The organism is Plantactinospora sp. A48 (genome assembly GCF_055793945.1).
The window spans coordinates 285,410-304,677 of the sequence record NZ_JBTIXF010000001.1 but is presented as its reverse complement, the minus strand read 5'-3'; the positions used below and the strand labels follow the sequence as shown (position 1 = coordinate 304,677).

General features: G+C 70.4%; 16 protein-coding genes. 11 read left to right on the top strand and 5 right to left on the bottom strand.

Features of this window, described 5'->3' with window-relative positions:
• Positions 1-204: 204 nt before the first annotated feature.
• Together ACXN5W_RS01395 and ACXN5W_RS01390 are read left to right on the top strand one after the other, a co-directional pair.
• Positions 205-597, top strand: a complete 393-nt coding sequence (locus ACXN5W_RS01395) for a hypothetical protein (protein WP_473156247.1) — start codon at positions 205-207, stop codon at positions 595-597.
• A gap of 86 nt (positions 598-683) precedes the next feature.
• Positions 684-3,146 carry a DUF4132 domain-containing protein gene (locus tag ACXN5W_RS01390; RefSeq protein WP_473156246.1) on the top strand — a complete coding sequence of 821 codons (2,463 nt, stop codon included), beginning with the start codon at positions 684-686 and terminating at the stop codon, positions 3,144-3,146.
• A 71-nt stretch (positions 3,147-3,217) separates the two neighbouring features.
• Here ACXN5W_RS01390 and ACXN5W_RS01385 read toward each other — a convergent pair whose 3' ends face one another.
• Positions 3,218-4,282, bottom strand: coding sequence for a glycoside hydrolase family 10 protein (locus ACXN5W_RS01385; RefSeq protein WP_473156245.1), 1,065 nt, complete (start codon positions 4,280-4,282; stop codon positions 3,218-3,220).
• A 98-nt stretch (positions 4,283-4,380) separates the two neighbouring features.
• On the opposite strand from ACXN5W_RS01385, the gene ACXN5W_RS01380 reads away from it, so the two are divergent.
• A complete protein-coding gene (locus ACXN5W_RS01380) occupies positions 4,381-5,466 on the top strand; it encodes a hypothetical protein (protein ID WP_473156244.1) in 1,086 nt (361 codons plus the stop codon).
• A 10-nt stretch (positions 5,467-5,476) separates the two neighbouring features.
• Here the strand turns inward: ACXN5W_RS01380 and ACXN5W_RS01375 are convergent, their stop codons facing one another.
• A complete protein-coding gene (locus ACXN5W_RS01375; protein ID WP_473156243.1) occupies positions 5,477-6,316 on the bottom strand; it encodes a hypothetical protein in 840 nt (279 codons plus the stop codon).
• Between the two features lie 445 nt (positions 6,317-6,761).
• Between ACXN5W_RS01375 and ACXN5W_RS01370 the strand changes: the two genes are divergently transcribed.
• From ACXN5W_RS01370 to ACXN5W_RS01355, 4 genes are all read left to right on the top strand, one after another.
• The gene (locus ACXN5W_RS01370; protein ID WP_473156242.1) at positions 6,762-8,033 is read left to right on the top strand and encodes an ABC transporter substrate-binding protein; all 1,272 of its coding nucleotides are present in this window, start codon (positions 6,762-6,764) and stop codon (positions 8,031-8,033) included.
• A gap of 73 nt (positions 8,034-8,106) precedes the next feature.
• Positions 8,107-9,063, top strand: coding sequence for a carbohydrate ABC transporter permease (locus tag ACXN5W_RS01365; RefSeq protein WP_473156303.1), 957 nt, complete (start codon positions 8,107-8,109; stop codon positions 9,061-9,063).
• Positions 9,060-9,929 carry a carbohydrate ABC transporter permease gene (locus tag ACXN5W_RS01360; protein WP_473156241.1) on the top strand — a complete coding sequence of 290 codons (870 nt, stop codon included), beginning with the start codon at positions 9,060-9,062 and terminating at the stop codon, positions 9,927-9,929. The genes ACXN5W_RS01365 and ACXN5W_RS01360 overlap by 4 nt, the downstream gene beginning before the upstream one ends.
• A complete protein-coding gene (locus ACXN5W_RS01355) occupies positions 9,926-12,073 on the top strand; it encodes a family 43 glycosylhydrolase (RefSeq protein ID WP_473156240.1) in 2,148 nt (715 codons plus the stop codon). Before ACXN5W_RS01360 ends, ACXN5W_RS01355 begins: the two co-directional genes overlap by 4 nt.
• On the opposite strand, the gene ACXN5W_RS01350 is transcribed toward ACXN5W_RS01355, so the two are convergent.
• Entirely contained in the window at positions 12,016-12,765 is a 750-nt protein-coding gene (locus ACXN5W_RS01350; protein WP_473156239.1) for an alpha/beta fold hydrolase, read from the bottom strand. The two genes, ACXN5W_RS01355 and ACXN5W_RS01350, sit on opposite strands and share 58 nt — an antisense overlap.
• 85 nt (positions 12,766-12,850) lie before the next feature.
• On the opposite strand from ACXN5W_RS01350, the gene ACXN5W_RS01345 reads away from it, so the two are divergent.
• Together ACXN5W_RS01345 and ACXN5W_RS01340 are read left to right on the top strand one after the other, a co-directional pair.
• Complete coding sequence (locus tag ACXN5W_RS01345) at positions 12,851-13,669, top strand: AraC family transcriptional regulator (RefSeq protein ID WP_473156238.1); 819 nt, start codon at positions 12,851-12,853, stop codon at positions 13,667-13,669.
• 193 nt (positions 13,670-13,862) lie between these two features.
• Entirely contained in the window at positions 13,863-14,522 is a 660-nt protein-coding gene (locus ACXN5W_RS01340) for a hemerythrin domain-containing protein (RefSeq protein ID WP_473156237.1), read from the top strand.
• A 73-nt stretch (positions 14,523-14,595) separates the two neighbouring features.
• On the opposite strand, the gene ACXN5W_RS01335 is transcribed toward ACXN5W_RS01340, so the two are convergent.
• Positions 14,596-15,348, bottom strand: coding sequence for a GNAT family N-acetyltransferase (locus ACXN5W_RS01335; protein ID WP_473156236.1), 753 nt, complete (start codon positions 15,346-15,348; stop codon positions 14,596-14,598).
• 4 nt (positions 15,349-15,352) lie between these two features.
• Positions 15,353-16,333 (bottom strand): RNA polymerase sigma factor, encoded by a 981-nt coding sequence (locus ACXN5W_RS01330; protein WP_473156235.1) that lies wholly within the window; start codon positions 16,331-16,333, stop codon positions 15,353-15,355.
• 217 nt (positions 16,334-16,550) lie between these two features.
• Here ACXN5W_RS01330 and ACXN5W_RS01325 point away from each other — a divergent pair, with 217 nt between their 5' ends.
• Entirely contained in the window at positions 16,551-18,377 is a 1,827-nt protein-coding gene (locus ACXN5W_RS01325) for an AfsR/SARP family transcriptional regulator (protein ID WP_473156234.1), read from the top strand.
• Between the two features lie 36 nt (positions 18,378-18,413).
• Positions 18,414-19,265, top strand: a complete 852-nt coding sequence (locus ACXN5W_RS01320) for an alpha/beta fold hydrolase (protein ID WP_473156233.1) — start codon at positions 18,414-18,416, stop codon at positions 19,263-19,265.
• The last annotated feature ends 3 nt before the right edge of the window (positions 19,266-19,268 follow it).

Below are 19,268 nucleotides of genomic sequence, written 5' to 3'. Positions count from 1 at the left end.
TCCGACGGGTTTCGGTGCCGGGTCGGCGAGGTGACGCTCTTAAGAGCCGCTGACACCGCCGGAAATACCTTTGGGACGCGGGTTCACCGTCAGATGGCGCCAGGGAGGGCGAAATGGAGGAAAAGCCTTCGAGGTGGGCGCCGCGTCCGGCGGTGGACTTCACGGCCGGGGACCTGTCGGAGGGCTGTCCTAGACTGCGGCGCCATGGCGATGGTGAGTTTCGTCGACGAGACGACCGCGGGTGAGCGCAGTGCCGCGTGGCATCTGGAGATCTTCGAGGAACGCCTGCCGCTGCGGGAGGTGATCCGCCGCCGGGTCTTCCAGGAGGTCGCCGAGCACAACGCGAAGGACGGGGACGTCTTCCGTGGGTTGGTGCAGCCGACCGACACCGAGCGGACGCTCAACGGCTTCAAGTTCAAGCGGCCACGTCGGGTCGATCCGGAGGAGCAGGCCGCCCTCGCCCTGGCGGCGTTCTCCCGCAACGGCTTCGTCGTCTTCGTCGACGACCGGCAGGTCGAGGAGCTGGACACGGTCGTGGAGCTGACCCGTGGAACACAGGTCACCTTCCTCAAGCTCGTGCCGCTGGTCGGTGGATGATGCCGACCACGACACCCCTTTCCGACCGGACGACGACGGGGTCCGCCCCGGCCGAGGCAGCGGCGGAGTCCAGCCTTGCCGAGCGGATGGCCGAGTCCACCCGGCGTGGTGACGTCGAGGGCCTCGCCGACGAGGTCATGGAATACACCGCCGGTTACTCCGGCGACTGGGGCCGGGAGAGCCGGTACGTGACCGACGCGCTCGCTCTCGTCGCACCCGCGCGCAAGCCCGACCTGCTGATGGCGCTCGTCGACCGGTGCAGCCGGGTCACCGGGGCGGAGCAGCGCCGGGTCACCAACGACCTGCTGGAGATCCTGGTCAAGCCCTACGGCGCCAGCGGGACGACGGATCCGGACTCGGCGGCGGTCGCGCTCGCCTTCGCCGCCCGGCACACCTCCTACTTCGGCGGCGACGCGCAGCGGCGGATGGCCGAGCAGCTCCTCGACGCCGGCCGGCCGCTGCCGTTGGACGTCGTCGCCATGATGCGCCGCACCGTCGTGCAGAGCTACTGGAGTTCGGCCGGGGCACTCAAGCCGCTGCTGGACCGGCTCGACGTGCCGGTGGTCAACCCGGGCGAGGCCTGGGCCGATCGCGCCCTGACCGAGGTCGCGTCGCTCGACCCCGCCGAGGCCGACCGATGGCACGGGCTCTTCCGGCACGCGGCGACCGCGACCAGCGCCAAGCCGTCGCCGAAATGGGAAGCGACCGGCCGGAAACTGCTCACCGAGCTGACCGAGCCAGGCGACCGGCTACGGACCTGGCTCGCGCTGGTCGGGCGCCCGCGCACCATCCGGCTCAACCGCGCCCGGTGGGAGCACGACGTCAACGAGGCGTTCGACCAGTTCAACGCGACGACGCTGCGTGGGCTCGTCTGGCTGACCGCGTTCCTGCCTGAGCATCCCGAGACGCCACGGGTGCTCGGGGCGCTCGTCGAGACGTCACTTCGGAAGGTCGCCGGCCTCGGCCCGCGTAATCCGAAGGTCGCCAACGCCGCGGTGTACGGGTTGTCGCGCAGTCCGGCCGAGGGGGCGCTCGCCCAGCTCGCCCGGCTCGCCGCGCGGGTGACCTACAAGGGCACGCTGAAGGAGTTGAACGCGGCCCTCGACGCCCGGGCGTCGGCGCTGAACCTCAGCCGGGACGAGGTCGAGGAGCTGGCCGTCCCGACGTACGGGCTGACCGAGGTGGGTCGCCGGGTCGAGCACTTCGGTGCCGCCTCGGCCACCCTGGACGCCACCTCCGGGACGGTCGCGGTCACCTGGCGCAACAGCGCCGGGAAGATCGTCAGGTCGGTCCCCGCCGCGGTGCGATCCGGGTACGCCGAGCGGCTCGCCGAGTTCAGGAACGCGGTCAAGGACATCGAGAAGATGCTGTCGGCCCAGACGGAACGTCTGGACCGCCAGTTCCTCGCTCAGCGGGTCTGGCCGTTCGAGGCATGGCGCGCCCGCTACCTGGACCATCCGCTGGTCGGCACGCTGGCCCGCCGGCTGATCTGGCTGGTCGACGACGTGCCGTGCGCGTACTGGGACGGGGCCCTGCGCACCGGTGCGGACCAGGAGATCGCGGCGGGGGAGACGGTGCGGTTGTGGCATCCGATCGGTCGCGAGCTGGACGAGGTGCTGGCGTGGCGCGGGTGGCTGGAGGCCAGGCGCGTGACCCAGCCGTTCAAGCAGGCGCACCGCGAGGTCTACCTGCTGACCGCGGCCGAGGAGAACACCCGGGTCTATTCCAACCGGTACGCCTCGCACATCCTGCGCCAGCACCAGTTCCACGCGCTGGCCGCGGCCCGGGGTTGGCGTAACAAGCTCCGGCTGATGGTCGACGACTCGTACGAGCCGGCCACCCGCGAGCTGCCGCAGTGGGGGTTGCGGGCGGAGTTCTGGATCGAGGGTGCCGGCGAGAACTGGGAGACCGACACGACCGAGTCGGGAGCCTACCTGCGGATCGCCACCGACCAGGTCCGGTTCTATCCGATCAAGGCGCCCGAGAACTACGCGCACGCCGGGGGCGGTGGCTACGAGCAGTGGGTGGATCCCGACGCGCGACCCACCGACCCGCTGCCGCTGGCCGAGATCCCGCCGCTGGTGCTCAGCGAGGTCCTGCGGGATGTGGACCTGTTCGTCGGCGTCGCGAGCGTCGGCAACGACCCGACCTGGCAGGACGGCGGCCCCGAGGGGCGGTTCCGCGAGTACTGGGCCTCCTACAGCTTCGGCGAGCTCAGCGGCACGGCGCAGACCCGCAAGGAGATGCTCGAACGCCTCGTTCCCCGGCTGGCCATCGCCGACCGGGCGAAGGTCGACGGTCGCTTCCTCGTTGTCCGGGGTGACCTGCGCACCTACCGGATCCACCTCGGATCGGGCAACATCCTGATGAGCCCGAACGACCAGTACCTGTGCATCGTGCCGAAGCAGTCGGTCGGCTCCTCGACCGGCGACCTCTTCCTGCCCTTCGACGGGGACCGGGTGCTCGCCGTCATCCTCAGCAAGGCGCTCATGTTGGCGAAGGACACCCAGATCACCGACCCGACGATCACCCAGCAACTGCGTCGCTGACCGGACATGCCGGTGCTGGTGCCGACCCGGCACCAGCACCGGCGCGACGTCGACGGCGCGCGGGCGACACCTCAGAGCGTGGACAGCACCGCGTAGTAGGCGGGTTTCGGGTTGCCGGCCGCGTCGAACAGCACCGGGGTGTCGCTGCTGCGCCAGGAGTCGATGTCCCGGACGCCCCAGACCGTGAGCCCCGAGCACCTGGGGGTCACGAGGCAGGCGATCACCGCCCGGCGGTAGGTGTCGGCCTGCGGGGAGCCGGAACCGGCCACGTCCAACTCGCTGACCTGCACCTCGATGCCGAGCGCCGCGAACTCGGCGAGGGTGCGCTGGTAGTTGCTCGGCAGCGGGTAGGTGGCGGCGAAGTGGCTCTGCAGGGCGACGCAGTCGATCGGCACGCCACGGGCCTTGAAGTCGCGGACCATCGCGTACACGGCCTGGGTCTTGGGCTTGTTGAAGTCGTCGATGTTGAAGTCGCTATAGCACAGGGTGGCGGCGGGGTCGGCGGCCCGCGCGGTGCGGAAGGCCGTCTCGATGAAGCTGCTGCCGAGGTACGTCTCGAACTGCGAGTGGCGTAGCGTGCCGGTCTCGCTGAACGCCTCGGTGACCACCCCCCAGGAGCGGATCTGTCCCCGGTAGTGGGTCAGCATGCTGGTGATGTGGTGGTTCATCGCCGCGGTTATGCTCGCCGCGCTGCCCAGGTTGCTGAACCAGACGGAGTGGATGTTGCCCGGCGTGACCAGGCTGCGTCCCCGGACCGTCATGTCGTTGGCTCGGGCGTGCGCGACGATCTGGTCGGCACGGGTGAAGACGAACTGGCCCTGGAGCGGTTCGACCGAGTCCCACTCCAGTTCGGTTTCCGGGGTGACGGAGTTGAACTCCCGGTCGAGGATGCCGGTGTAGGCGGGATCGCCGAGCTTGTACGCCTGGGTGGCGGCGCCGATGTGCCGGCCCCGGGCCGTGAAGCCGGCGCGCAGGGTGTTGGCCGTGATGGTGGCACTGTGGCCGGTTCGGCTGGTGTGGTCGACTTGACTGGTGTGGTCGGCCCGGGCCGGGGTGGTCGGGCCGAACGCTGTACCGAGGGCTAGGACCAGGCCGAGCGCGAGAACTCGGACGGGTTGGTGGGCGTGGCGCCGCATGAGAGCCTCCTGACCGGACAGGGGGCCTGATTATATGGAAAATTATCGATCGATGGAGGGGTGGTTGACGCGCCCCGCCAACACCTTGGGGAGGACGGATGCGGGCCGAGGACATCGTCCAGGCGTTGCACGGCTTGGTGGCGGAGGTGTACGTCGCGGCCGACGACCGGGTCGAGGTCCGGATACCGGCCGTCGGTGATCGGGTGCGGCTGCGACCCGACGACGTACGGCGGTTCCGGCGGATCTTCGCGGTCACCGGCGATCCGGCGGTGGAGTTCGCGGTGGCCGACGGGCCCGACGAATGGCCGCTGATAATCATGCGGAACGACGTGGTGTTCGCGCCCGTCGCCACCGAGGGGCTGCTCGACTCGAGTCTGCCGGTCGTGGTGCGGGACGTGCCGCCGCTGGTGGCGTACTCGGAGATGGCCCGGGACGCCGAGGCGGCGGCCCGGGTCCCAGCGGACCAGAACCTGGTCGCCGTCGCGGGTCTGCTGTTGATGCTGCGGGCGTTCGTCGCCGGCGCGACCCGGTTCGGGCTGCGGCCCGTCCACACCGCCGCCTGGTGGGAACGGGCCCGCGCGGCCACCGGCGCCGATGAGCTGCTGCCGCCGTTCCGGCCCGATCCGGTCTGGGACGAGCTGATCCGCGCGGCGGCCGAGCTCACACTGCCTTGCACCGCGCCGGAGCCTGACCGGGTGGAGTCGGCGGCTGGACCGGTGACGGCGGCCGACTTCATCGCGCTGGAACCGACCCTGACGGCGACCCCGCTCGACGAGGAATTCCTGGCCTGCTGGACGAGGTGGGTCGGCATCCCGCCCGCCGTCGTCGCCCGGACCCTGACCGAAGGCATCGCCGACGGACGGGCCGATGTCTCGCTGTACCCGGAGGGTACGGCGGGTGTCGACCTGCGGATCCACCACGGTGACCGGCTGGCCGCGCTGCTCCAACTTCGGGTCTCGTTTCCGCAGCGGCGGATGATGGTGGACGAGGTCCGGATCACCGACGCGGCCAAGGGCGGTGGGCTGTTCCAGCGGCTGATGTTCAACGCCGACCAGCTGGCCCGGTTGTTCGGGCTGGCCGAGACGACCGTGCTCGCCACCGGGATCGGGGCGTACGCGCTGGCTGCCGAAGGTGTCTACCCGCGCGATCCGGAGCTCCACCGGCGGACCCGACGGCGGCCGTGACCCGGGCGGATCAGGTCGAGCGGGCCACGATCTGCCGGCGCAGCCGGGCCAGCGCCTCCGGCCCGACGGCGGCCTCGACGGCGGTGGCCAGGCGGGCGCACAGGGCCTTCGCCCGGTCCAGTTCCGTGCCCGCCGTCGTGAGCTGAGCGCGGAGCCGATCCGCGTGGTCCGCCGAGGACCGCGTGCGGACGTCCCGCACCTCACGCCGGCGTACCTCGCGGATGCCGTCCGCGAGTGCCAGCACGTACTCGGCCCGCTCGGTGTCCAGACCGTCCGGTCCGACGTATCCCCGAGCGGTCTCGAGCATGCGCCGGACCTCGGCGACGGGCAGGAAGAACAGTGTGGTGGTCGAGTAACGGCTCTGCTCGACCTGTTGCAGCCAGCGGGTGAGCAGCCCGGACTTGGCGTCGAGGAACGGCACGAGGTCGAGGGAGAAGCCGACGTCGACGGTGGCGAGCAGGACGCGGCTGTCGTCCAGCCGGCGACGTACCTCCGCCACCGTGGACACCTGGGCCCGCAGCAGCCGGTCGAACTCGGCCACCCGGTCGGCATCCACCGCAGCGGCCCCGGCCGGACCCACCGGCCCGGCCTCGGCCGGACTCACCGCACCAGATCCGGCCGGACCCACCGGCCCGGATCCGGTCGGACCCTCCGGCTCGGATCCGGCGTCGAGGAAACCGTGCATCAGGGCGAGCAGGCGATCCCCGCGTACGCACAGTTGCTGGAGGTCGAGCACGACGAGCAGCAGCCGCTCGGCGACCTCGCTGTCCCGGGCCACCCGTCGACCGTCGAGGATTCGGCCGGCATGCGCGGAGATGACGTCCAGCAGCATCGACAGCATCGCGAACATGTGACCCCCGATCCCGCAGAGGTACCGGAGTGTACCGATGGCCACGCCGGACCACGGCGCTGTTCCACGCCGCCGGTGGATCCTCGCGGCCGGGGCGCCGAACGGGCCGAGCGGTCCTCCCGTCGGGCGCGGCACGGGTCGAGCGGGTCCCGGCCGTGACCGGGCGAGGGGTCGCTCAACGGTTGTCGATCTTCCGGGCCGCAGGTCATTGACGGACTCTGTGATGTTGAGTACCGTCATACGACACATGACAGATTGATGTAGTTCAAAGCCGCGTCTGCGTCATGCGGCAGATAGGCGATCTCGACGGGGCCGTCGCTCACGTCTGAGCCGTACGTGCGGTGGCCGCGTCACCACCCTCTGCGGTCCGGTCGTTAACCGGCTCATGCCATTTACCGTGATCGCTTGAGTCGCCACAGTTCACGACCATCGTATGGAGGGCCGCTTGAAGCGCGTCATCACCACCGCAGCCGTCTTCGCCACAGCCGCGCTCCTGGTGGTCGGCTGTTCGCCCGGGTCGGGCGGCGACTCCGGACCGTCGGATTCGAAGACGTTCGAGTTCTGGTCGTTCAGCGGAATCAACCAGAAGGTCGACGTCGAGGCGTACAAAAAGAAGCATTCGGACATCAACATCAAGCTCACCGAGGTGGGCAGCACGAGTGAGACGGCCCAGGCCCTCACCACCGCGCTGGCCGGCGGCAAGGTGCCCGACCTCGTGCTGATCCAGGGCGACGACCTGCCGAAGTTCATGCAGTCTCCGGAGAACTTCGTCGACCTGAACACGCTCGGTGCCGACAAGATCAAGGGCAACTACCTCGACTGGGTGATGGCGCAGCCGACGACCCAGGACGGCAAGATCATCGGGATCCCGACGGATGTCGGCGGGATGGCTGTCGCGTACCGCACGGACCTGTTCAAGGCCGCCGGCCTGCCCACCGACCGCGACCAGGTGTCCAAGCTGTGGCCGACCTGGGACGCCTTCATCGAGACCGGTAAGAAGTACGTCCAGGCGACCGGCAAGCCGTTCATCGACAACACCCCGACGAGCGTCTTCTTCCAGGCCGTCAACCAGGGATCCGAGCGCTACTACGACGCGGACCACAAGCTGTCGTACGACAAGAACCCGCAGGTCAAGTCGGCGTTCGAGCTGACGCTGAAGGCCTTCGGCGCGGGCATCTCCGCGAAGCAGCCCTCGTTCGACACCGGGTGGACCGCGGGCATGGGCAAGGGTAGCTTCGCGGTCGTCTCGGCGCCGGCGTGGATGCTCGGCTCGATCCGGACCAACGCCCCCGGCACCACCGGTAAGTGGGACGTCGCCACCATCCCCGGTGGGTCTGGAAACTGGGGCGGTAGCTACCTCGCCATCCCGAAGCGGGCGAAGAACCCGCAGGCGGCCTGGAACTACATCACCGAGATGCAGTCGCCGGAGGGCCAGCTCGAGAACTTCGTGGCGAAGGGGAACCTGCCCACGACGCCGTCCGTGTACACGGACCCGAAGCTCGTCGGCAGGCAGGACCCGTTCTTCTCCAACGCGCCGGTCGGCAAGATCTACACGCAGTCCGTGGTGAACGTCAAGCCGTTCTACATCGGTCCCGAGGACGGCACCATCGGCACGGAGTTGCTGAACGTGCTCACCAGCGTCGAGCAGGGCAAGGTCGCTCCCGACAAGGCGTGGGACACCGCGATGACCAACGTCAAGAACGCCATCCGCGGCTGAACAGACGACTGATGCGCGGCGGCCGGGGCTGACCCGGCCGCCGCTCGTCGGGAAGGTGACCGCTGTGACCATCATGCTCAGTCCGGCCGCGGGCGCCGAGGCCGCCACCGCGCGGCCCGCCCGGAACCGCCGCATCCAGCAGGGGATACGCGAGCGGCTGGCGCCCTACGCGTACATCGCGCCGTTCTTCCTGCTCTTTCTCATCTTCGGCCTCTTCCCGCTGCTGTTCACGTTCTACGTCGCCCTGTTCGACTGGAACCCCATCGGCGAGCATCGCTTCGTGGGCCTGGCCAACTTCAGCCAGCTCATGCAAGATGCGCGGTTCTGGGACGCGATGCGGAACACGTTCGTCATCTGGGTGCTGTCGACGGTGCCGCAGCTGTTGCTCGCGCTGGGCACGGCGCACGTGCTCAACCACCCCCGGCTGCGGGGGGCCACGTTCTTCCGGATGTCGGTGCTGGTTCCCTACATCACCTCGGTGGCGGCGACGGCCATCGTGTTCGCCCAGCTCTTCGACCGCGATTACGGCATGCTCAACTGGTTCCTCGGGCTGCTGGGCTTCCAGCACATCGACTTCACGGCCTCGGCGTGGGGCAGCCAGATCATGATCGCCGTGATGGTCGCCTGGCGGTGGACCGGATACAACACCCTGCTCTACCTCGCCTCACTCCAGGCGGTTCCCCGCGAGCTGTACGAGGCCGCCGCCGCGGACGGCGCGAACGGTTGGAAGCAGTTCCGCCACATCAGCGTTCCCATGCTGCGGCCGATCATCGTGTTCACCGTCATCACCTCGACGATCGGCGGGTTGCAGATCTTCACCGAGCCGCTGCTGGTCAACCCGGTGGGCGGCCTCACCTGCGGGGCGGCCCGGCAGTGCCAGACCCTCACCCTGTTCCTCTTCGAGCAGGCCTTCGGCCGGTTCCACTTCGGCTACGGCGCCGCCGTCGGCGTGGCGCTCTTCGTCATGGTCGTGATCATCACGGCGATCAACTACCTGCTGGTCACCCGCATCCGCTCGGAGCGCCGATGAACCCCATCTCCTCGACCGCCACACCCGCAGCGCGGCGGCGGCGTAGCGTCAACCGCGTCTCCCTCGGGGTGTACGTGCTGCTGTGCGTCATGGCGTTCCTCAGCATCTTTCCGCTCTACTGGATGTTCGTGGTGGCCACCACGGACTCGGCCACCGCGTACAGCCTGCCCCCGCACGTCCTGCCCGGCGGCAACTTCTTCCATCTGGCCGGCCTGGTGTTCGACACCGTGCCGTTCGTGCAGGCGCTGATCAACAGCATCGCCATCGCCACCGCGATCGGCGTCGGTCAGGCACTGCTGTGCGCGCTGGCCGGTTTCGCCTTCGCCAAGCTGTCCTTCCCCGGTCGCAACACGCTGTTCCTCATCGTCGTGCTGACCATGACGGTCCCGGCCCAGCTGGCGGTCATCCCGCAGTACCTGATCATGTCGAGGCTCAACTGGGTGGACACCCTCCAGGCGGTGTTCGTCCCCGGGCTGGTCAGCGCGTTCGGCATCTTCTGGATGCGCCAGCACATCGGCAACACCATCAACGACGAGCTGATGCACGCGGCCCGGGTGGACGGCGCCACGACCTGGCAGATCTTCTGGCGCATCGCGTTCCCGCTGGTCCGCCCGGCGGCCTTCGTCCTGGGGCTGTTCACGTTCGTCTACAGCTGGAACGACTTCCTGTGGCCGTTCATCGTGTTGAAGTCCCCGGAGCGCTACACCGTGCAGATCGCCATCAAGGCGCTGCAGAACCACCGGGACATCGACCTGGGCCTGGCGATGTCCGGCTCGTTCCTGGCCACGTTGCCGCTGCTGGTGCTGTTCGTCTTCGTCGGGCGGCGCCTGGTCCAGGGGATCATGGAAGGAGCGTTCAAGGGTTGACGAACTCCAGCGTCGCCACCCAGGTCCGGGTGGTGCTGCCGCCGGTCCTCGGCTCGGGTACCGCCATCCCGGCCGGTGTCCAGCTCGACGCCGACCACCCCGACCTCGACGTCACGGCCGGCGTGCTGACCAGCCGGTCGGCGACCGAGGTCGTCACCCGGATCAGGGTACGGACCGTGCCCGAGGCCGCCGACGGCCGCGAGGCCACCGATGGGCCCGAGGCCGCCGACCGGTCCGAGGCGACCGACCCGGCCGAGCAGACCGGGACGTACGAGGTCACCGTGCTGCCGGCGGACGCGCCGGTGCTGCTGGTCGGCACCCGGACCCCGGACCCCGACCCGGCGGTCTACGCGCCGCAGATCGCGTTCAGCCTGCACCTGGCGTTGGCGACGCCGGACGGCGCGGTGAACCGGCTCAACGACGACCGTGGGGTCCTGTTCCCCCGCGCGGTTCCCACCGAGCACGTGGACAGCTACCGGCTGCGTACCCTCACCGATCCGTGGGTGTTCGCCGTCCCCGGCGGGTACGTCGTCGTCGCCTCGCCGGCCCGGTCGGATGGAACACCGGAGCCCTCGGCCGACTCGGCGGTGCTGCTGTTCGACTCGCCGGACCTGATCACGTACCGGGAGATCGGCCTCGTCCCGGTCGCGGCCGGCGGCGGCGTGCGGCGACCGCGCGGGGTGTACGACCAGGCCCGCGCGGAGTTCCTGCTGTGGTGGACCGACGACGAGGACCGGGCGTGGTCGGCCGGCGCCACCGAACTGCCCGGCCCGTGGACGTCCCCGGTTCCGGCGGCGCCCGTGGTGCTCACGCCGGCGGTGCCCGACGGGGCGCCCGGACACGTCCTGACCGGTGCGCTGCCGATCGGCGAGGCCGACGCGATGCGGCTGCGGCACCGGTTCGGACGGATCCGCAACGTCGCCGTCGAAGTCCCGCCGATCGAGACCACGGCGGGGGAGGCCCCCCGTGAACTGCCGTGGGCCCGGCTGAGCTACGACGACGGTTCCACCGCGCGACGCCCGGTCGACTGGGATCCGGACAGTCTCGCCGGTGTCGAATGGGATCAACCGGGCGAGTACGCGGTGACCGGCACGGTGCGGCAACGGGTCTACCCGTTCCCGTTCGTCGTCGATCGCGCCGATCCCACGGTGCTCGCCTACGGTGGCCGGTACTACTTCATCGCGACCGACGACCTGGGCGGTGACTGCGTGTCCCGGACCGGGTTGCTGCTGCGCGTCGCGGACAGCATCGCCGGGCTCGCCACCGCGCCGGACCACACGATCCTCGAGGTCGGTCCGGCGGACATCGCCGGCTGCTTCTGGGCGCCCGAACTGCACGTGATCGGGGGTCGCCTGTGTTGCCTGTTCGCCCCCAGCGTCGGCGCCGCGGACTGGACGAAGGTGCGCTGCCACGTGCTGCGGCTGCGCGACGGCGGCGACCCGGTGGTCGCCGCCGACTGGGAGGCGCCCCGCCCGGTGCTCCAGGCCGACGGCGCGCCCCTGCAACGTGACCCCGAGCACCCGGGGCTCAGCCTCGACATGACGTACCTCGAGGACGGTGGGCGCGGCTACGTCATCTGGTCCCAGCGGTACGTCACCGACCACATCGGCGACGCCGAGCTGTGGATCGCGACCATCGACCCCGCCGACCCGTGGCGGCTGACCAGCGATCCGGTCCGCATCGTCACGGCCGGGTACGGCTGGGACCACCCGGTCGCCGAGGGGCCGTTCGCGCTGCGGCACGACGACCGGCTGGTGGTCACCTACTCCGGTTCCCAGGTGGGGCCGACGTACGCGGTCGGGGCGATCGAGGCGCGCAGCGGTGCCGACCTGCTCGACCCGGACGCCTGGACCAAGGCCGCCACGCCGGTGCTCGGCACGGGCAGCAACTTCAGCCACTGGGGACCCGGCCACAACACGTTCAGCCGGGACGAGGACGGCGTCGAACTCGTCGTCTTCCACGCACACCCGACAATCACCACCCGCGGGCGGTGCTCGGCGCTGCGCCGGATCCACTGGGCCGCCGACGGACACCTGGTGCTCGATCAGCGGCCCGACGAGGAGGTCGCGCCGCACCTGCGCCGGGTTCACGCGGTCGTCCGGGTCGGCGCCGAACACTTTCCGACCCGGACCGACAGCTCCTGACGGTGTCGAATCATCCGTCCCGCCCGGCGCTCGTCGAGTAGCAGGGCGGCGACGGCCTCCGGTGCCTCGTGCATCGCGTCGTGGCCGGTTGGCAGGTCGTGGACCTGCCAACCGGGATCGGCTCCGAGTCGGGACCGGAGTTCGGCGAAGGGCGTGCGGTCCCAGCCGGAACAGAAGACGAACTCGCGGCGCGGGACCTGGGCGAGCACGCCGCTGAGCCGGATCTTCTGCAGGAACGAGGCGAGGGGATGCGGACGGCGGCGGGGATCACCGCCGTCCGGTGGCTGGACGGCGTACCCGGTGATCGCGGCGCCGGCGGCGAACAGGTCCCGGAAGTGCTCGTTCGTTGCCGACCAGCACGAGTCGCCGTCGCCCGGGACGTAGGCGTCGAGGTGGACCAGCCGGGAGACCCGGCCCCCGGCGCGATCGGCCGCGGCGGCGATCACCATCCCGGCGTAGCTGTGGCCGACCAGCGTCGCGTCGGTGATGTGGGCCCGATCGAGGCGCCGCAGCACGTCGTCGGCGTGCGTGTCGAGGTTGGCGGTCGCGACCGCCGCGTTGTCGTCGTCCGGGCGCAGGCCGGTCAGGGTCAGGGCGTGGACGGTGTGACCGGCCCGCTCCAGCAGCGGAACCACCGCCTCGAACGACCAGGATCCCTTCCAGGCACCGGGTACGAGAACGAACGTCGCCATCTGTTCCTCCACTCTGGGGATCGCTCCACCTGGGGGAAGTCTCACCGGATCGAGGGATGGCCCACCACCGGTAGAATGCCAATCGATGCCCGTTCCCCGCCAACCTCGCCGGGCCACCGGCGTGACGTCACAGCTGTGGCCCTCCGGTGGGCGCCACCTCTGGCCCTCCGGCGGGACCAGCGCGGCCCAGTCGCACACCCGGGGACACCTGGTGTACGCGGCCAGCGGCGTCCTGGCGGTGCACAGCGAGCACGGCACGTCGGTCGTCCCCGCCAACCGGGTCGGCTGGACCCCGGCCGGGTTCACGCACCAGCACCGCGCCCACGGCGACACCGACATGCGGATCGTCTTCCTCGCTCCCTCCCTCGCCCGGCTCATGCCGGCCCATCCCGCCGTGTTCCTGACCTCCGACCTCGCCCGCGAGATCCTGCTCGCGTTGACCGGCCCCCGGGACCATCCCGACGCGGCACCCGGTCCGGTACCCGCCCACAGCCGCGCCGCGCGTTCCCGCCTGCTTCGGGTGCTCGTCGACGAACTCCGGGAAACCCCCGAACAACCGCTGCGACTGCCGGAGCCCCGGGACGACCGGCTGCGGGCGATCGCCCGGGTGCTGCGCCAGAGGCCGGCGGACAACGCCACACTGGCCGAACTCGGGAAGAGGGTCGGCGCCAGTCCCCGTACCCTCAGCCGGCTGCTCCGCGACGAACTGGGCATGACCTTCTACGAGTGGCGCACGCAGCTACGGGTCTACCACGCGCTCGTGCTTCTCGCCGACGGTCTCGACACGGCCCAGACCGCGCACGCCTGCGGATGGGCGAATCCCAGCAGCTTCATCGCGGCGTTCAGCGGCATCATCGGGACCACTCCCGGCCGTTACCGGGCCAGTCGCGAAACCACCGGTTGAGGGTTCAGTTTTCGTAAAGAGCGGGCCGATACGGTTGTCCGGACGGGCCATTCGGCGACGAAGCGCTGAATAGCACCCGAACTGCCGAATGACCAATTGCGGTGCTGAACGGCCACCCGTGGGGCTTGGGTCGTCGCAGAACGCGACCCCGTTCCACCAGCATTCTGCCTTCAATCGAGACGGAGAGAAATACATGGCCGACAGCCGTGACATGTACGTCGTCCACAGCGCCTTCCGGCGCGAGTTTCCGGCCGCCGCGGTCCTGATCCGGAGCGTGGCCGCGAATGACAGCGCGTCCGCCGCACGGGTCGCCGACCATGTGCTCCTGCTCACCGGCATGCTGAACCTGCACCACACCGGCGAGGACGAGCACGTCTGGCCGAAACTGCTGCGGCGCGTCCCGGACGAGATCGCGCCGTTGGTCGAGACCATGGAACGTCAGCACGAGGGTCTGCACGAGGCACTGACCGAGGTGGAGAAGCACGCCAGCGCCTGGGCTCGGACCGCGACACCGGCCGACCGGGACGCGCTGGCCACGGCCGTCGACGCCATGATCGCGCCGATGCTGGAGCACCTCGCCACCGAGGAGACGCACGTGCTGGCGTTGATCGACAAGCACCTGACGGACAGGGAGTGGGCCGAGGTGGGCGAGGCCTCGATGGCCTCGGTGCCAAAGAGCCGGTTGCCGTTGGCCTTCGGGATGGTGCTGCGCGACGGCCGGCCCGAGCACATCGCCGCGCTCAGGGCGGTCATCCCGGGCCCGGCCTGGTTCGTGCTCTCCCGGCTCGGGCCCCCTGCCTACGCCCGGTACGCCCGCCGGCTGGGCCTGGACCGGGTGCGCAGCGTCGGCTGACCCGGATCGGGCAGTTCCGTGAGGAGAGGCAGCCGGTTTCCCGGCTTCCTCACCTCACAGCCCCACCGGATACTCACTCGGGGAGTTCGTAGAGGCGGTAGCGGGCCACGGTTTCGAAGCCGATCTGCCGGTACACCGGCTCGCCCTCGCTGCTCGCCTGCAGGGTGACGATCCGCCGACCGGACTCGCGCGTGATCCGCAGCGCCTCCCGGGTGAGCGCGGTCGCGATACCGCGCCGGCGGAATCCGGGATCGGTGGCGATGCAGTACAGGGCGCCGACGTCGGTGGCCAGCGACAGGGTGCAGGTGCCGACGGTGCGGCCGGCCACGGTGCCGGCGAGCCGGACCACGTCCGGGTAGGCGAAGTCGCGTTCCCGCTCGGCGACGAGCCCGAGATCACCGGAGAAGCCGAGCGGTTCCGCGTAGGCGCCGACGTACTCCCGCAACTCGGCCGGGTCGACGGCGGGCCGGATCTTCAATTCGGCGGGCGCCTCGGTCTCGGCCACGGTGGTCACGTCCACCGCCATGACCGGCATGTCGCTGATCTGCTTCGCACCGCGCGCGAGCAGACCCTCGGCGGTGCCCTCGGCGCTGTCCGCACCCACCCACCAGGCCCACCGCGAGCCGGTCAGGTGCTTGCGGGCCTCCTCGATCGCGTCGTCGAGTTGCCGGTCGCGGACCCGAAGGACCCCGTTGAGCAGGGGATGGGGGAGGTCGGTGCGATAGGTCGGCAGGTCGACGTCGGGATCGGAGCCGGCCCAGCCACACCAGTACCGGCGGTTGGCGGCGAGTTGCGGTTCGAGGTCATGAATGGAGGTGGTGGTCATACCTTCAAGAGGTGGGCCGGCGGGCAGAAGTTCGGTTCTCCCGGCAGGTGACCTCCGGTCGGTCCGGTCGCGGGGTGTGCAGCAGGCGCACCTCGCGCACGATGCCGGCCTTCTCGCGCAGCAACCAGGTCCCGCCGGGTGGGCAGTGGTACGGGTCCTCCGGCGGGTTGATGAAGGCGTTCTCCCAGATCGTGATGCCGGAACCGGCCACCACTCCGGTGATCCTGGCAGTCACCCCGGAGTCGTAGTCCCGCCGCATGGTGTCGAAGAGCGGTTCTCGGCCGATTGTCCGGGTGCCGCCCGGCCAGCGGAAGGTGACGTCCTCGGCCCAGCGCGCGGCCACCTTGTTCATCGGGGCGCCGTCGGGCACCGCGGACAACATGGTCATGGCCTCGTCGCGGCGTTCGGCGGTCAGCGCCGCGGCGTCGTCGTGCCGCTCGTCCCGGACCCGGGGGAGGACCTCGGCCAGTTGGCGGCGCGCGTCGCTCAGCCGGCTGCGCACGGTGCCGATCGGGATCCCGCACAGTTCCGCGATCTGCTCGTACGAGTTGTTCTCGGTGAAATAGCGCAGCATCGCCACCATCTGGGCGGCTGGCGACAACTGTTGCAATCCGTGCCAGATCCAGTCCCGCAGCGCGCTGCGTTCGATGCGGGCGACCGGGTCGTCCAGCTCCGAGGCGAGCAGGTTCTCCCCGGCCACCCCGACCGGCACGGGCCGGCGGGCGCGCAGGAACGACCGGCAGTTGTTGCGGACGATGGTGTGCAACCAGGGGCGCACCGCGGCGGGGTCGCGCAGCTCACCGATCCGGCCGAACGCCGTGATCGCCGCATCCTGGCAGGCGTCCTCGGCCTCGGGCACGGCACCCAGAATGTGGTGGGCCACCGCGAGCATGCCGGCGTAGTGGAGTTCGAACAGCAGCGTGAAGCCTCGAGGATCGCCCTGTTGGGCGGCCCGGACCAACTGCTCGGTCTCGTCAGCCGTCATGGGTCCCGTGGTTGACAGCAGCATGTTCCGAACGCTAGCTCGGCCCAGTGGAAAACCTCTGTACCGGATCGAACTTCCGTCCGGGCGACCGCATCTTGCAGGACATGAGTATCGACACAGGAGGGAACCACGGCCCCGGTGCGGCGACCGGGGAATGCCTCGGTCAGCCCCGAAGTCCGTTTCGGCGGACCCGACAGGTTCCGGTTCCGGGCGCCGGATGACTGGCGCGTTACGCCTGCAGATCATGGGCCCGCTGCGACTGTGGCGCGGCGAGGTCGAGCTCGACGCGGGACCGCGCCAGCAACGCTGCCTGCTGGCGGTTCTGCTGGCCCGCGCGGGGCGTCCGGTCAGCACCGGCGACCTGATGGACCTGATCTGGGGGCCGGAGCCGCCGGCCAGCGCCGTGAACGTGATCCACAAGTACGTCGGGGCGTTGCGCCGCCTGCTCGAACCCGGGTTGCCCGCCCGAGCGGCCGGCTCGTACCTGCTCCGGCACGGCAACGGTTACCGCTTCGCGGCCGGACCGGAGACCCTCGACCTCGTCGAATTCCGCCGGCACGTCTCGGCGGCGCAGACCAGCCTGGGACAGGACCGTCCCGCCGAGGCTCTCGACCACTACCTCGACGCCCTTGAGCTGTGCCACGGTTCGGCGGGTGACACCCTGGGCGGCGGCGGCGCGGCGGCGATCTTCGCGGGCGTCGACGGCGAGTTCTTCGACGCCGCGATCGCCGCCGCCACCATTGCGGTGCGGGTGCGCCAGCCCGCTCGGGTGCTCGCTCCGCTGCGGCTCGCGGCGGAACTGGGCCGGCTCAACGAGCCGGTCCAGGCGAGCCTGGTGACGACCCTCGCCGCGGCCGGCCATCAGGCCGAGGCGTTGGCGGTCTACGGCGTGGTCCGGGCGCGGCTGACCGGGGAGCTGGGCATCGATCCCGGCGGCGACCTCCAGGACGCCCACCGGCGGGCCCTCACCCAGACGGTGCTGCCGCCCGCCGGGGAGCCGGGTCCGACGCCCCCGCCCCCGGGCCCGGGTCCGGCGGTTCCGGCTCCGCCCTCGGCCTTCCGGGAGCCGGGTCCGGCGGCCTCGACCCCGTCTTCGGGGATCCTGGAACCGGCGGTCGCGGAAGTCCGGCCGGCTCCACTGGTACGCCCGGCCCAGCTTCCCCCGGACCTGCCCCGCTTCGTGGGTCGCGGTGCCGAGCTGACGATCCTGGAGGATCTCGTGACCGGGCTGCGGGCCGCCGGACGGACCAGCCCGGTGGTGATCGCGCTGGACGGCATGGGCGGAGTGGGCAAGTCGACGCTCGCCACCCATTTCGCGCACCGGGTGGCCGACGCGTTCACCGACGGCCAGCTCTACCTCGATCTTCGGGGCTGTGCCGGCGACGCGGCGGTCCTGCCGGCCGGGGAGGCACTGCGTTCCCTGCTGTACGCGGTGGGTGTGCCCGCCTCGGACGTACCCGACATCTTCGACGCGCGCCTCGGGATGTACCGCAGCATGACCGCCCGAAAACGGATCCTGATCCTGCTGGACAACGTGCACGACGCCGCCCAGGTGCGTCCGTTGCTGCCGAACTCGGCGGAAAGCCTCGTGCTCGTCACCAGCCGGCGGCCGCTGGTCGGCCTGGCCGCGTTCGACGGTGCCCAGCTGCTCCGGGTCGACCTGCCCGACCCGGTGACCGCGCGGCGGCTGTTCGTGGATCGGCTCACCGGTCCGCCGAGTCGGATCGTCGACGACGCCGCCAGTGCCGAGCTGATCGACGAGATCATCGAGCTGGGCGGCCGGCTTCCGCTGGCGCTGGCCCTGCTGGCCGCCCAGCTCGCCGCCAGTCCGAGGCTGTCGCTCGGCACCGTCGTCGCCGAACTGCGCGACGGGGTCCGCCGGCTCGACGCGTTCCCGGGCGGCGAGGGTCGCCACGATCCGCGTACCGGGTTCTCGTGGTCCTACCGGCGGTTGCGGCCCGGAGGTACCGGCCCGACGAGGAGGGATCAACCTCACAGCGGCGGGGCCGCTCCGAACCTTCGCGCGGCGAGACGCATCGGTTAGGCGATGACCCTCGAACCCCATAGGGAGTTTCGCTCGATGAGCAACCTCGCCCCCGGCACCCACACCTTCACCGCCGACGGCGTCCGGCAGGTCTATCACGTCGCCGGTACCGGCCCGGTGATGATCAGCCAGTCGGGAGGACCCGGTACGGAATACACCTACCTGCGCTCCACGCGACTGGAGCGGAATTTCACGATGGTCTATCCGGAGCTGCCCGGTACCGGCGCGTCCGGACCGCTTCCCGAAGGCTCAACCTTTGTGGACGCGTACGTCGGTTTCCTCCGCGCTCTCCTCGACCATCTCGGCGAGGCGCGGGCGTACCTGCTGGGCCACTCCCACGGCGGCTTCACCGCCCAACGGTTCGCACTCGACCATCCCGACCGGGTAGCCGGTCTCGTCCTCTACAGCACGTCCCCGACCAATGGCGCGGAGTTCTGGGACGTCGGGCGGGCGGAGATCGACAAGTACCTGACCCGGCACGCCGACAACCCGGAGATCCCGAGGGTGGCGGCGATCCGCAGCTCCGTCCCGGCGCAGACCCACGCGGAGAAGACCGCCCAGCTCCGGGACTACCTGCCGATCTACTTCGCCGACTTCTGGGGCCGGCGCGCCGAGTTCGAAGCTCTCCGGGAGAACGTGCTGGCCTGGGTGGTACGGCTGGCGGACACGACGTTCGACTACCGGCCGGAGCTGTCCTCGATCACCGCTCGCACCCTGGTGATCACCGGCCGGCACGACTTCATCTGCGGTCCGGTCTGGTCCGAGCTGCTGCACGAGGGCATCTCCGGCTCCCGGCTCACGATCCTGGAGAACAGCGGTCACTTCGGCCACCTCGAAGAGCCGGAGGCGTTCCACGAGGCGGTGGACTGGCTCCTGGCCGACCGCTGAGCG